This window comes from Enterococcus sp. LJL98, assembly GCF_054871745.1.
The window spans coordinates 35507-49145 of sequence record NZ_JBTXLU010000010.1 but is presented as its reverse complement, the minus strand read 5'-3'; the positions used below and the strand labels follow the sequence as shown (position 1 = coordinate 49145).

The following is a 13639-nucleotide window of genomic DNA, read 5'->3' as shown; positions in this document are numbered from 1 at the left end:
GATCATCCTCTCATCGTTTTGTTTCACGTGAAACAATTTTATGCTTCTTCTCTGACAATCATGTGACGAACGATATCGTCGTTGATTTTCGCAAGACGATCAAATTCATTGATTGCGTTTGCGCTTGATGGAGCAGAAACTTTAACGATGTGATAGATTCCTTCACGGAAACCGTTAATTTCATACGCTAGACGGCGTTTTTCCCAATCTTTTGATTCGATAACTTCAGCTCCGTTATCTGTCAAGATTGAATTGAAACGGTCGATTAATACAGTTTTTGCTTCTTCATCAATGTTTGGTCGAATGATATATAAAATCTCATACTTCGCATTTTCCATTGATTTTCACCTCCCTATGGACTTTGGCCCCTTCAATTAGAAAGAGCAGAGAAAGTGGCCATAAATGACTACTCACGGAAAATAATTATACACGCTTCTTTTTCAATGTGCAAGTATTTCGACGATTATCCTTCAAATTTAATTGTCATCACTCCTACTTACGCATTTTCTTCTTAAAAGATTGGGAAATCATACAAAACTTGACGCTTTTTCGTCCATTTTTCGCGATTTCTCTTGTTTTTTTTCTGTTAGTCTATCAAATAAAGAATATTTGCAATTAAACATATGAAGGAAGGTGTCTTAATATGACCACGTTAAAAAAACACTTATTGATGCTTAATTTTACGCCCTTTGTTTTGGTAAATGGGATGAATTTATTTCCAATGTTTATTTTTAGTCAACTTTTTTTATCCCATAGTCGCAATGTCCGCTATTTAATGCCCTTGATTCTTTACTATTGTTTTAAGACCAACAGCTTATTCCTCACTCGTTTAAAGCCTGTTCAAATGAATCGCTTGCTGACACTTTCGATTCGTCTTGGCGTAATTGGTTGTTTTTTGGGGATGCTAACCTCCTATCACCTACTTTTTGGTTGGCTCGCTGGTGCCTTTTTAGGAGGTTGTTCGGGGAGGTTGTTCGGGAACCTTGTTACCGAGTTATATGACCATTCAATATCATGAGCGCGATCGAAATCATTTTGGGACCACACTAAAAGAACAGGTCCTCTCCTTTACTTTTGCAATTCTTTTTTCTTTGATTTTATTCAAACTTGTTGCGTATTCAATGACAGCAACATTTCTTTTTCTAGGTCTGCATTTATTGTTACTCTATTTCATTATTTGGGCTTACCCTGCCTATCAACTCAACTATGAAGAAGCACCACCGACGTATTCAAACATTGAAACTTTCTTTTTATTTATCGTCGGTTTTTTCACTATTTTCATTTTTAAAAGTGAGAAGAAGATTGGCATGGCGACATTTTTACCTCTTTTTTTCGTTTTACTTTGTCTTTTTATGCTACTTTTTCTTTTTTATTTAAAAAACACGCATTTAAAACGTCAATTTAACCCCATTGCCACTTTATTGATGATTTATAAAGGAATGTTGACAAATTTTATTTTTGTTTTTTGCACCTTGTATCAATTGTTGCGCCATGGATCCTTGGCACTCTATCTTGTCTACTCACTCTACTTAACGGCAGTCATTCTTGCGCCTTTGGTTTTAGGTCGAATACCGTCCGTACACGGAAAAAGATATCGGCTTTTTTACGGATTTCTAGTGAGTTTTGCCCTGCTACTCACCAATCGACTGTTTTACTTAGGTGTGTTTTCCCTTAGTCTTTGTACGGCCATTTACAACCAAAAAATAAATCGTGCCGTTTATCATTACCAACCCCTGCCTCAAGATTTACGTCTCGTCGCAAAATATCGTTTAGGAAACATTGGGAATATTTTACATCAATTGTTGATGATGGCCACACTTGCCCTCTTGGCTAGAAATTTTGAAGGCATCACTGTGAGTCGGATTATGAACGATTACGCCTTTAAAATTCAAGACAAAGAAGTACTCGTCATGATGTTTTTCGTCAAAACACTGCTAATTATCATTTTTGTACTCTTACTCTTATTCCTTCAAAAAAAAGAAAAAAAACTTAATTTTTCGATTCCTCCAGTTCATAAAAAAGCCACTAAATAAAGCAAGAGAAGCAAGACGAACGATAAAAACATGCAACGATCGAACGAATTTTATTCGCAAAAGCCTGAAAAGAATTTCATATCCAAAAGAGGACCGGTGACAAAAGCCACCGGTCCTCTTACCTTTATTCCGTTATTTCCTCTGTGTCAACAACATCTGTCTTCGTTTCTGCTTCATCTTCAGGTTCGGCTTCAACGGTGGTCATTGTCACCACTTTTGAATCATCTTCCATTTTCATCAAGCGAACACCTAAGGTTGCACGACCTGTTTGAGAAACCGAAGCCGCGTGGAAGCGAATCATGACCCCCTTATCTGTAATCAATAAGATGTCCTCATCGCCTGAAACAGTGGTTAAACCTGCTAAGGGACCATTTTTCTCTGTAATATTTGCCGTTTTAATCCCTTTACCTCCCCGACCCTTAATCGGATACGCGGAGCCTGCTGTACGTTTCCCATAACCATTCTCCGTAATCACAAGGACTTCATCATTTTCATGGATGATTGCTGCACCGATGACATAATCATCTTCTCTGAGACGAACCCCTCGAACACCCGCAGCTGTTCGACCCATGTCTCGGACGGCTTCTTCCAAGAAGGTAACGGAGTAGCCTGTATGCGTGCCAATAATCATGACATCTTCACCCGTTGTTTTCAAGACATTGACGAGTTCATCGCCTTCTTTCAAGCCAATTGCAATCAAACCGTTACTTCGAATATTGGCAAAAGCTTCGACAGACGTCCGTTTCACCACACCTAAACGTGTGGTAAAGAATAAGAATCCTGCACCTGCTTGTTCTTCTTTCGTAATCGGTACGACGGTTTGAATACTTTCGTTTGAATCAATGCCAAGTAGATTGATTACTGGAATCCCTTTCGCAGTCCGACCGTATTCTGGAATTTCATAACCTTTCGCTCGATAAACTTTTCCTGTATTTGTAAAGAATAAAAGCGTATCATGCGTAGAGCACGAAATTAAGTTTTGGACATAGTCTTCCTCATGAACACCCATCCCTTGAACACCTCGTCCACCACGACGTTGCGCTCGAAACTCTGTATTTGCGACTCGTTTAATGTAACCATGATCGGTTAAAGTAATGACAATTTCTTCTTCCTCAATAAGATCTTCATCTTCTAAACTTAAGACTTCTCCCACCAAGAGTTCCGTCCGACGGGCATCACCAAAGCGTTCACCAACCTCGTGTAGTTCTGTTTGAATAATTTCCAAAACACGCGCAGGTTTTGCTAAAATATCAGCTAAATCAGCGATCAAGACAAGTAGTTCTTGGTATTCATTTTCAATCTTATCGCGCTCTAAACCTGTTAGACGACGTAAACGCATGTCTAAAATGGCTTGTGCTTGACGATCAGAAAATTTAAACCGTTCAATTAATGTTTCTTTTGCCACCGCATCTGTTTTTGAACCCCGAATAATGGCAATGATTTCATCAATATGATCGAGTGCCACCCGTAAGGCTTCTAGGATATGCGCCTTATCTTCTGCTCGCTGTTTGTCAAATTGTGTTCGACGAGTCACGACTTCAATTTGATGTTCAATATAGTTTTCTAAGATACGTTTTACACCTAAAATTTTTGGCACACCATTTTCAATTGCTAGCATATTGAAGCCAAAAGACGTTTGTAAAGGAGTCATTTTATATAAGTTGTTTAAAATCACTGAAGCACTCACATCGCGACGGACATCAATGACAATTCGCATCCCTTCACGAGAAGATTCGTCACGTAAGTCCGTAATTCCTTCAATTCGCTTATCCCGGTGCAACTCCGAAATGCGTTCAATTAATTTCGCTTTATTGACCATGTAAGGCAATTCAGTCACTAAAATGCGTTCACGACCATTGGATTTTTCTACAATGTCAACTTTGGCACGAATAATAATTGAACCACGACCCGTCTCATAGGCACGACGGATTCCTGATTTCCCCATCACCAGTCCTGCAGTTGGAAAATCAGGACCCGGTAACACTTCCATGATATCTGCTGTGGTCGCATCCGGATTTTCCATTAAGACATCAATGGCAGCAATCACTTCATTTAAGTTATGTGGCGGAATATTCGTCGCCATTCCAACCGCAATCCCTGTCGTTCCATTGACTAGTAGATTCGGAAATCTTGCAGGTAATACTTCTGGTTCACGTTCAGAGTCATCATAGTTACTCTTGAAATCAACCGTCTTTTTATTAATATCACGTAACATCTCTAATGCTAAACGACTCATTCGAGCTTCGGTATAACGCATGGCTGCTGCTCCGTCACCGTCGACAGATCCAAAGTTCCCGTGACCATCCACAAGCATGTAGCGATAACTAAACGGTTGGGCCATTCGAACCATTGATTCATAAATCGCACTATCCCCATGGGGGTGATATTTCCCCATAACATCTCCAACAATACGAGCGGACTTTTTATGTGCTTTATCTGGGGTCACACCCAGTTCATGCATCCCATATAAAATCCGACGATGGACAGGTTTCAGACCATCTCTGACATCCGGCAATGCACGAGAAACAATCACGCTCATCGCATAATCGATGAAGGATTCTTTCATTTCACTTGTCAGATTGATTTCCTGAATATTCTTTCGTTGATCTTCCAAAATTCTTTCCTCCTCGATTCCTTAGATATCTAAGTTCTTCACATAATGGGCATTTTCTTCAATAAAGGCGCGACGAGGCTCTACCTTGTCTCCCATTAACATTTCAAAAACTTGATCGGCTTCAATCGCGTCATCGACGGTTACTTGAAGCATGAGACGATTTTCTGGGTCCATCGTCGTTTCCCATAGTTGATGGTCGTCCATCTCTCCCAGACCTTTATAACGTTGAACAGACGGCTTTGGAGTCAAGGGTAGAGAATCAATGACTGCTTGTAAACGTTCTTCTGCGTCTTTACCGGGCTGCACATAAGTGATTTTCTTTCCTTGTTTCACACCATATAATGGCGGTTGGGCAATATAGACATACCCAGCTTCAACCACTGGACGCATGTAACGATAAAAAAGAGTTAACAACAAGGTCCGGATATGTGCACCATCAACGTCCGCATCCGTCATGATGACTAATTTATGGTAACGTGCTTTTGAAACATCAAAATCTGAACCAAAACCAGTCCCCATCGCTGTAAACAAAGCTCGAATTTCTTCGTTGGCTAAAATTTTATCCATCGATGCTTTTTCAACATTTAAAATTTTTCCTCGAATGGGTAAAATCGCTTGGAATTCACGGCTACGTCCTTGTTTTGCTGAACCACCAGCTGAATCCCCCTCAACGATAAATAGTTCACTTTTTTCAGGATCTTTACTCGAGCAATCCGCCAATTTACCAGGTAAGTTACTAATCTCCAACGCACCTTTTCGACGGGTTACTTCACGAGCTCTTTTGGCTGCTAGGCGCGCCTTCGAGGCCAAAATCCCTTTTTCAACAATTTGCTTCCCAACAGTTGGGTTCTCCATTAAAAACTTAGAAAAATGTTCCGAAAAAAGGCGATCGGTCACCGTTCTTGCTTCGGAATTTCCTAATTTCGTTTTGGTTTGTCCTTCAAATTGTGGGTCTGGATGTTTAATCGATACCACAACCGTTAGCCCTTCACGGACGTCATCTCCAGTTAAGTTTTCATCATTTTCTTTCACTAATTTTTGCTTACGTGCATAGTCATTGATGACCCGCGTTAAAGCCGTTCGAAAACCAAACTCATGCGTCCCACCTTCATACGTGTGAATGTTATTTGCAAAACTTAATAAATTGGTGTGGTAACCATCTGTATATTGCAAGGCCACTTCCACCATGATTCCTTGCTGCTCTCCTTCAACATAAACTGGTTCTGGAAATAAGACCGTTTTGTTGGCATTCAAATGCTCGACATAACTCTTAATGCCGCCTTCAAAATAAAATTCTTTCACAAGAGGTTCTTCTGGACGACGATCTGTAATGGAAATATGCAGACCGCGGTTTAAAAAGGCTAATTCACGAACACGAGTCGCTAATTTTTCAAAATTAAACTCTGTGGTTTCCATAAATATTTCTGCATCAGGTAAGAAATGAACTTCTGTCCCATGACGATCTGTTTCACCAATGACCTCTAAGTCAGAAATTACAACGCCACGTTCAAATTTCTGATAATGTATTTTGCCATCTTTATGCACTTTGACTTCCAACATTTCAGACAAAGCGTTTACGACTGAAGCACCAACACCATGCAGGCCACCAGAAACTTTATAGCCGCCGCCGCCAAATTTTCCACCTGCGTGCAAGACTGTAAAGACGGTTTCTACCGCCGGACGACCTGTTTTTTCTTGAATACCTACAGGAATTCCACGCCCATCATCGATGACAGTAATGCTATTGTCTTTTTCAATGATTAACTCTATTTTCGTCGCAAAACCAGCCAAAACTTCATCGATGCCATTGTCGACAATTTCCCAAACCAAGTGATGCAAACCTTCTGAACTTGTCGTTCCAATATACATTCCTGGACGTTTTCGAACGGCTTCTAGGCCTTCCAAGACTTGAATCTGACTAGCATCGTATTCTTTCGCAAGTGCTGCTAATTTTTCTTCTTCCGTCATTCAGCGTTCTCTCCTTTAATTAAACCTTGATGAACATGATAAATCTCAGGTTCAACAATCATTTTGTCTTTTAAATGCTCTAAAGTGGTCGTTGTTAAAAATGTTTGGACTTTTCCTTCAATGGTCTTTAACAAATGAAGCTGACGAGCATCGTCCAATTCACTCATCACATCGTCGAGTAAAAGAATGGGATATTCGCCAGTTTCTTCATAAATTAAATCGATTTCTGCTAGACGAACGCTTAGAGCAGTCGTTCGTTGTTGTCCTTGAGAACCAAACGTTTGCACATTTTTCTCATTTATTAAAAAAATCAAATCGTCTCGATGAGGACCAATTGTTGTCATTTGACGAAAACGTTCCTTTTCACGATTTTTTGTCAGTTGCTCTTTGAAGTGCGTTTGGATCTCAACTAAAGTCATCTCTTCTTCTAGAGGCAAACTTGAAAGGTATTCAATCGCCAATTGTTCTTTCCCCTGGCTAATTTTATCGTGTAATTGATTGGCCCAGTATTCAAGACGATGGACGAAATTTTGTCTAGCTAAAAAAATTTTGCTCCCAAATTCAACTAATTGTTCGCTTAAGATATCCAAATACAACTCATCCGATTGTTTTTTTTCAGCAAGTTGTTTTAAGTAATGATTTCGTTGTTTTAATACTTTTTGGTATTGCACTAAATCGTATAAATAAATGGGGTCAATTTGACCAATTTCCATATCTAAAAAACGACGTCGTAATTGTGGACTCCCTTTCACAAGCGACAGATCTTCAGGAGCAAACAAAATGACATTCATTTGGCCGACGTAACTACTGAGTTTTTTTTGTTCGATATGATTAATCTTTGTTTTGCGACCTTTTTTTGTTAATAAAATTTCTAAAGGCAAAGTCGCATGTTTTTTTTCAAGTGTCCCTTTAATATACGCACTTGCTTGTTGCCATCCGATTAATTCTTGTTCTTGGGAAGTCCGATGACTGCGCGTCATTGCCAGGACAAAAATACTTTCAAGTAAATTGGTTTTTCCTTGTGCATTCTCACCCAAGAAAATGACCAATCCCTTTTTGAAAGTTAAATGAACCTCTTCGTAATTACGAAAGTGTTTTACGTGAAGTTCATTCAGTTTCATTTGATTGTCCTTGTTGTTTCATGAAAAAGGTACCCTCCCCAGGTATCTCAACCATCATGCCTGCGTATAATTTACGGCCTCGACGATTTTCAGGTTCTCCATCCACAAAAACGGTATTTTCTGCTAAATACCATTTTCCTTGTCCACCACTACTAATAATATTGGCTTCCTTTAACATTTGGGTAAGTGTCATATATTCGGTTTTTAAAAAGATATTTGTTTTCATTTTTATCCCTCAATTCTATCCTGAGTACATGTTTATATTATACTCCTTAAAATGAAATAAAACAAATTTCGCTTGTTATTTCTGCCTTTTAGCAACGTTAAGGTTTTTTAGCTATTTTTATTAAAAAACGAAAAAACGGCTTAAAATCGATTTTAAGCCGTTTTTTCGTTTTCAGTTTGATGTTTCAGTACTTTCAAAATTGATGAAAATTTAAATTAATTGGTTCGAACCGGGGTAATCAATTGAACAAATTCTCCTTGTCCTTCTGAAGGCTCTAAAATAAATGGACGGATGGCGGAGATAAATTGAATTTTAATCGTTGTGTCGCCAAAAGCCCTTAAAGCAGCTTTCATATAATCGGGGTTAAAAGAAATATCGAGTGGTTCACCCGAAACTTGATTGTAATTTAAGCTTTCTTCTACTTTTCCAATTTCAGGAGAATTTCCGTATAAAATTACGCCCGCATCAGCAATGTGTAAACGAACAATATTATTACGCCCTTCATGAGAAAGTAAAGAAGCCCGATCAATTGCTGCTAAAAATTCTTTACCTTCAAATTCAATCGTCGTATTAAAACTAGTGGGAATTAAACGATTGGTATCAGGATAAGCTCCTTCAAGTAAACGAGAGTAAAATTTCATTGTTTTTGATTCAAATAAGACTTGATTATCCATGATACGAATCGTGATGATTTCTTCTTCATCAGTTAAGGAACGAGACAATTCTGTTAAACTTTTTCCAGGAATGACAATATCAAATTGATCTTCTGTATTTTCTAGAGGAATTTTCCGTTGACTTAAACGATGAGAATCCGTTGCAACGGCTAAAAGCGTTTGGTTTTCTAATATGAAATGAACTCCGGTTAAAATCGGACGGCTTTCATGTTGTGACACAGAAAAAACCGTTTCGCTAATTAATTTGTTCAAGACATGAACTGGAATAGATAGTTGATTTTGAGTATCAATAATTGGAAGATGTGGATAATTATCAGCATCTAAACCATTGACTGTAAAATTTGCTTTCCCAGAAGTAATTTGGACTTGATTTTGTTCAAGTACTTCTAAAGTAAATTCGTCTTCAGGTAAACGACGAATAATTTCACTAAAGAAGCGCGCTTGCAAAACAATGGCACCTGGACGTTCGATACGCATTTGTGCTTGCTCGTTTTCAACACTTAAAAAAGACTCAATTGAAATTTCAGCATTGCTTCCAGTCAAGGTCAAACCTTCCTGTCTTAAATCAATTTTTACTCCAGTTAAGATGTTAATCGTTGTTTTTGCAGCAATTGCTCTTTGGACTGTTTGTAATTCTTGAATAAAGGTTGCTCGATGAATGGTTAGTTTCATAATAGTTACTCCTCTTAAATAGTTATTAGTAATAAAAAAATAGTCGTAGTAGTAGGCTTGTTAGTTTTGTGGATAAACTCAAGAAAGATTAGGGAGACAAAGTTTTCCACCTGTGCATAAGTTGTGGAAAACTTTGTCTCGATTCGCAGACTTATTCACATTAGCTAAAAATGATTTCTTTAATCTCAGCAATCTCATTTTGAATGATCGTATCGTGTTTCAGTAAGTTTTGAATTTTTTCGTGGGCATGAATGACCGTTGTATGATCTTTTCCGCCAAATTCGGCTCCGATTTTTGGTAAAGAATTATCCGTTAATTCTCTAGACAGGTACATGGCAATTTGTCGAGGAACAACGATATTTTTCACCCGTTTTTTCCCTTTTAAATCTTTAATTTGTAAATGATAGTATTTTGCAACGTCTTCTTGAATTTTTAAAATGGAAACTTGACTTAAATGTTGACTGGATTTTAAGGCTTTGAGAGCTTCAGCAGCTAAACTGGTTGAAATATCGACACTTTGAATGGCAGCAAAAGCTTGAACGCGTACAAGTGCCCCTTCGAGTTCTCGGATATTGGAGTCAATTTGGCCTGCGATATAACTTAATGTATCATCTGGGATTTCAAGGTTTTCTGCTTCTGCTTTTTTTCTTAAAATAGCGGTTCGTGTTTCTAAATCAGGTGGCGTAATATCGACAGAAAGTCCCCAAGCAAAGCGTGAAACCAATCTTTGCGGCAAGGTAGGAATTTCGTTTGGCAAACGATCACTGGTTAAAACAATTTGTTTGTTATTACGATAAAGTTCTTCAAATGTATTAAAGAATTCTTCTTGTGTTCCTTCTTTATTCACTAAAAATTGAATATCATCCACCAACAAAAGATCGACGGTTCGATATTCATTACGAAATTCTTCCATCCGATTTTTTTGAATGGAGGTAATAAAATCATTGGTAAAATTCTCACTGCTGACGTATTTGATCTTTGCGTGCGGTCGTTTTAAGAGCATTTGATGACCGATGGCATGCATTAAATGGGTTTTTCCAAGTCCAACACCACCATAGAAAAAAAGAGGGTTATAAATGGAGCCTGGATCTTCAGCAACAACTAAGGCAGCGGCATGTGCCATTTGATTTCCTTTACCAATTACAAAGGTCTCAAATGTATATTTGTCGTTTAGAAGTGCTTTACTATGATTTGATTCCTCAATGACTTCCGGTGAGGGCACTTCTTTTTGAATCTGCATAAAATTCTCTGCTTCATCAGGGGTGACAAAAATCGGTAAAATTTCTTCTCCGCTCATCATATAGAAAGTTTCTAAAATTTTACTAGCTAAATTTTTCTCCCAATAATTCTTTTGAATCATGGTTGGTACTTCAATAACGAGCTCATTGTTTTGAAAGGAGAGCGGTTTTGCAGATTCAATCCAAGTCGTATAACTGACTGGATTCATCTCTTTACGATAACTGTCCTGCAATTCTCTCCAGATTGATTCAAGAGATGGCATGTTTCATCCTCCTGTACGATATAGATAAAGATAGATAGTACCAATTTAGCATGAAAAGCAAAAGTTTTCCACAGAAAATAGAAAATAAATAGAAAAAACTTCTTTTTTCCACAATGTGAAGAACAAAATCAAAAAGTAATCCACAGGCAAGGAGAGCTCTTTTTCCACATGGCTTCTTTTTTGTGGAAAACAAAAGATAAAAAAAGTTATCAACAAGAAGCTTGGGAGTAAAATCATTGGTACATCAAGGATAATAAAAAGTTATCAACAGATAAAAACGGAGATGTGCATAACTTATTTAATGCTGTGAAGATGTGGATAATCGAAGTTGAAGTCAAGGAAAAGTTGCCAGAGTAATGGGCTTGATTCACAATCTCTTTTAAAGCTATCCCTAGATTTGTGGATAAAGGTATGAGAGGTTCTGATAAGAAGAAGTCATTTTATGATTGACAAAGAGGGACTTGATTCGTTATAATATCAAGGTATGTCGAAAAGTATCGATAGCAATTCCTTTTTGGAGGTGAAAAATTATGAAAAGAACATATCAACCAAGCAAACGTAAACATTCACGAGTTCACGGTTTCCGTAAACGTATGAGCACAAAAAACGGTCGTCGTGTCATCGCTAGCCGTCGTCGTAAAGGCAGAAAGGTTCTTTCTGCATAAGCCACTGCAAATCAGTGGTTTTTTTTATACACTTTTTTAAGAAAAAGCCCTACCTTTTCATGAATTATGGTATGATTAACGGGTGAGTATCTAAGTAGAAGGAAATGATGAAAAGGCATGAGAAAGTCCTACCGAGTAAAGAAAGAAAAAGAATTTCAAAAGGTTTTTACAAGAGGAAAGTCATCCGCTAATCGGAATTTTATTGTCTATGTCTTACCCAAAACCGATCAATCGCATTTTCGGATTGGGATTTCTGTCGGCAAAAAAGTTGGGAACGCGGTGCAACGGAATGCTGTAAAAAGGAAAATTCGAGCGAGTATTTTTGAATTAAGGGAAGAAATTCAACCAGACCTTGATTTTATTGTCATTGCGAGACCATCTGTCCAAACATTATCTTCTAAAGAAGTTTACTCGAATTTAAGGCATGTATTAAAAATTGCCAAAGTAATGAAATAGCTTAGGGAAGGAATTGTTTATGTGAAGAAAAAAAAGCAATTATTATTAACGATGACGCTATTGTTTTTTGTCATTGTCTTATCTGCCTGTGGCACAGGTGAAATTTCTGCTTCAAGTACCGGAGTTTGGGAGAAAATTGTTTACCTTTTTGCTCAAGCAGTAAAATGGCTTTCGATTGGTGGTAGTCGTGGAATCGGGATTATTTTATTTACGATTCTCATTCGTGTCATATTGTTACCACTCATGCACTTTCAAACAAAAAGCATGCGTAAGACACAAGAATTACAACCAAAAATTAAGCAATTGCAACAACAATATGCTTCAAAAGACGTAGAAACCCAACAAAAATTGCGTGAAGCGCAACAAAAATTGTATGCTGAACATGGTGTCAATCCTTATGCAGGTTGTTTGCCGCTCTTAGTTCAAATGCCAATTTTAATGGCTATCTACCAAGCAATCTCTCGGGTACCTGAATTAAGAGAAGGTAGTTTTTTATGGTTAAAAGTATTAGGAGAGCCTGACCCTTACTTTATTTTACCTGTTCTTGCAGCCATTTTAACTTTTGCAAGTACATACTTATCAAGCATGAGTCAAGCAGAGTCAAATGCGAGCTTGAAAATTATGAATTATGTGATGCCGATTATGATTTTAGTGATGGCGATTAATTTACCGAGTGCTTTGTCTTTATACTGGGTAGTATCAAACGCCTTCCAAGTCGTGCAGACCTTGCTGATTAATAATCCTTTTAAAATTATTAATGAGCGTGAAGAAGCTGCGAGAAAAGAAAAAGAACGAGCAAAAGCTTTGCAAAAAGCACAAAGTCCAAAGAAAAAGAGAAGAAAGTAAGGTTATCTAGGTAGAGGGGGAGTCAGAAAAGATGCCAATTTATGAAGGAGCAACAGTTGAAGCTGCGATTCATCAAGGATTAAGGATTCTAGGTGTAACAAAAGAGCAAGTAACGATTGAAATTCTTGAAGAAGGAAAAAAAGGATTTTTTGGAATTGGGAAAAAAGACGCTCGCGTATCTTTAGAGTTGACAGTATCTGAGGAGATCGAAGAAGCAATTGAAGCAGTCGTTGAAGAAGTGATTGCAATCGAAGACCCGATGAAAGAAGAACCCTTCACTCAAAAAACACCACTTTTGGAGTCTTTAGAAGATGAAGAAGCGTTAACGCAATTAGGAATGTATTTAACTGAAATTACGAAACAAGTCGGTGCGCCAGCAACTGTCAAACAAAGCCGTGAAAACCATTTGATTCACTTTCAGTTAGAAACCGACAAGCCAGGTATTTTGATTGGAAAACACGGCAAAACACTCAATGCCTTGCAATATTTGTCCCAAGTCTTTATCCATCGCGTTGCCAAAAATAAATTATCGATTGTAGTAAATGTCGGCAATTACCGCGAAAAACGGCAAGTTGTTTTACAACGTTTGGCTGAACGAACAGCAGAAAAAGTGGATCGTACGGGTCGTCCAATCTTCTTAGAACCGATGCCTGCATTTGAGCGTAAACAAATTCATGCGGCCTTAAGTACGAAAGATTATGTCAAAACCCATTCTGAAGGGGAAGAGCCTTATCGTTACTTAGTTGTGGAACCGGCGAAAAAATATTATTAAATAAAAAACATCTGGTCAAATCAAAGAAAGCCATTTTCGGCACTTTGTGACCAGATGTTTTTTTATGAAAAGAAGTAGTGATAACAATGAT

General features: G+C 37.9%; 13 protein-coding genes. 6 read left to right on the top strand and 7 right to left on the bottom strand.

Annotated features, from left to right (window positions below; translation table 11 throughout):
• Positions 1 to 38: 38 nt before the first annotated feature.
• Complete coding sequence (rpsF, locus tag ACYSNO_RS09005) at positions 39 to 338, bottom strand: 30S ribosomal protein S6 (protein ID WP_461730748.1); 300 nt, start codon at positions 336 to 338, stop codon at positions 39 to 41.
• Positions 339 to 643: 305 nt separating this feature from the next.
• On the opposite strand from rpsF, the gene ACYSNO_RS09000 reads away from it, so the two are divergent.
• Both ACYSNO_RS09000 and ACYSNO_RS08995 read left to right on the top strand, forming a co-directional pair.
• Positions 644 to 1018 carry a hypothetical protein gene (locus ACYSNO_RS09000; protein ID WP_461730747.1) on the top strand — a complete coding sequence of 125 codons (375 nt, stop codon included), beginning with the start codon at positions 644 to 646 and terminating at the stop codon, positions 1016 to 1018.
• Positions 984 to 2033, top strand: coding sequence for a hypothetical protein (locus ACYSNO_RS08995; protein ID WP_461730746.1), 1050 nt, complete (start codon positions 984 to 986; stop codon positions 2031 to 2033). Before ACYSNO_RS09000 ends, ACYSNO_RS08995 begins: the two co-directional genes overlap by 35 nt.
• Positions 2034 to 2157: 124 nt before the next feature.
• Here ACYSNO_RS08995 and gyrA read toward each other — a convergent pair whose 3' ends face one another.
• The 6 genes from gyrA to dnaA all read right to left on the bottom strand — a co-directional run bounded on the left by gyrA (position 2158) and on the right by dnaA (position 10809).
• On the bottom strand, positions 2158 to 4647 hold the full coding sequence (gene gyrA, locus ACYSNO_RS08990; protein WP_461730745.1) for a DNA gyrase subunit A: 2490 nt from the start codon (positions 4645 to 4647) through the stop codon (positions 2158 to 2160).
• 21 nt (positions 4648 to 4668) lie between these two features.
• Positions 4669 to 6615 (bottom strand): DNA topoisomerase (ATP-hydrolyzing) subunit B, encoded by a 1947-nt coding sequence (gene gyrB / locus ACYSNO_RS08985; protein ID WP_461730744.1) that lies wholly within the window; start codon positions 6613 to 6615, stop codon positions 4669 to 4671.
• A complete protein-coding gene (gene recF / locus ACYSNO_RS08980; RefSeq protein WP_461730743.1) occupies positions 6612 to 7736 on the bottom strand; it encodes a DNA replication/repair protein RecF in 1125 nt (374 codons plus the stop codon). Before recF ends, gyrB begins: the two co-directional genes overlap by 4 nt.
• Positions 7723 to 7962, bottom strand: a complete 240-nt coding sequence (yaaA, locus tag ACYSNO_RS08975; RefSeq protein WP_461730742.1) for a S4 domain-containing protein YaaA — start codon at positions 7960 to 7962, stop codon at positions 7723 to 7725. The genes recF and yaaA overlap by 14 nt, the downstream gene beginning before the upstream one ends.
• Positions 7963 to 8177: 215 nt before the next feature.
• On the bottom strand, positions 8178 to 9308 hold the full coding sequence (gene dnaN / locus ACYSNO_RS08970; protein WP_461730741.1) for a DNA polymerase III subunit beta: 1131 nt from the start codon (positions 9306 to 9308) through the stop codon (positions 8178 to 8180).
• 160 nt (positions 9309 to 9468) lie between these two features.
• Positions 9469 to 10809, bottom strand: coding sequence for a chromosomal replication initiator protein DnaA (gene dnaA, locus ACYSNO_RS08965; protein ID WP_461730740.1), 1341 nt, complete (start codon positions 10807 to 10809; stop codon positions 9469 to 9471).
• Between the two features lie 530 nt (positions 10810 to 11339).
• Here dnaA and rpmH point away from each other — a divergent pair.
• From rpmH to jag, 4 genes are all read left to right on the top strand, one after another.
• Positions 11340 to 11474, top strand: coding sequence for a 50S ribosomal protein L34 (gene rpmH, locus ACYSNO_RS08960; protein WP_461730739.1), 135 nt, complete (start codon positions 11340 to 11342; stop codon positions 11472 to 11474).
• Positions 11475 to 11591: 117 nt separating this feature from the next.
• Positions 11592 to 11930 (top strand): ribonuclease P protein component, encoded by a 339-nt coding sequence (rnpA, locus tag ACYSNO_RS08955; RefSeq protein WP_461730738.1) that lies wholly within the window; start codon positions 11592 to 11594, stop codon positions 11928 to 11930.
• Positions 11931 to 11951: 21 nt separating this feature from the next.
• The gene (locus ACYSNO_RS08950) at positions 11952 to 12776 is read left to right on the top strand and encodes a YidC/Oxa1 family membrane protein insertase (protein WP_461730737.1); all 825 of its coding nucleotides are present in this window, start codon (positions 11952 to 11954) and stop codon (positions 12774 to 12776) included.
• A 31-nt stretch (positions 12777 to 12807) separates the two neighbouring features.
• On the top strand, positions 12808 to 13548 hold the full coding sequence (gene jag / locus ACYSNO_RS08945; protein WP_461730736.1) for an RNA-binding cell elongation regulator Jag/EloR: 741 nt from the start codon (positions 12808 to 12810) through the stop codon (positions 13546 to 13548).
• The last annotated feature ends 91 nt before the right edge of the window (positions 13549 to 13639 follow it).

Coding starts and splice junctions, on each gene's coding strand:
- rpsF (WP_461730748.1), bottom strand. CDS start 338: ATGGAAAATGCGAAGTATGAGATTTTATATATCATTCGACCAAACATT.
- ACYSNO_RS09000 (WP_461730747.1), top strand. CDS start 644: ATGACCACGTTAAAAAAACACTTATTGATGCTTAATTTTACGCCCTTT.
- gyrB (WP_461730744.1), bottom strand. CDS start 6,615: ATGACGGAAGAAGAAAAATTAGCAGCACTTGCGAAAGAATACGATGCT.
- recF (WP_461730743.1), bottom strand. CDS start 7,736: ATGAAACTGAATGAACTTCACGTAAAACACTTTCGTAATTACGAAGAG.
- yaaA (WP_461730742.1), bottom strand. CDS start 7,962: ATGAAAACAAATATCTTTTTAAAAACCGAATATATGACACTTACCCAA.
- dnaN (WP_461730741.1), bottom strand. CDS start 9,308: ATGAAACTAACCATTCATCGAGCAACCTTTATTCAAGAATTACAAACA.
- dnaA (WP_461730740.1), bottom strand. CDS start 10,809: ATGCCATCTCTTGAATCAATCTGGAGAGAATTGCAGGACAGTTATCGT.
- rpmH (WP_461730739.1), top strand. CDS start 11,340: ATGAAAAGAACATATCAACCAAGCAAACGTAAACATTCACGAGTTCAC.
- rnpA (WP_461730738.1), top strand. CDS start 11,592: ATGAGAAAGTCCTACCGAGTAAAGAAAGAAAAAGAATTTCAAAAGGTT.
- jag (WP_461730736.1), top strand. CDS start 12,808: ATGCCAATTTATGAAGGAGCAACAGTTGAAGCTGCGATTCATCAAGGA.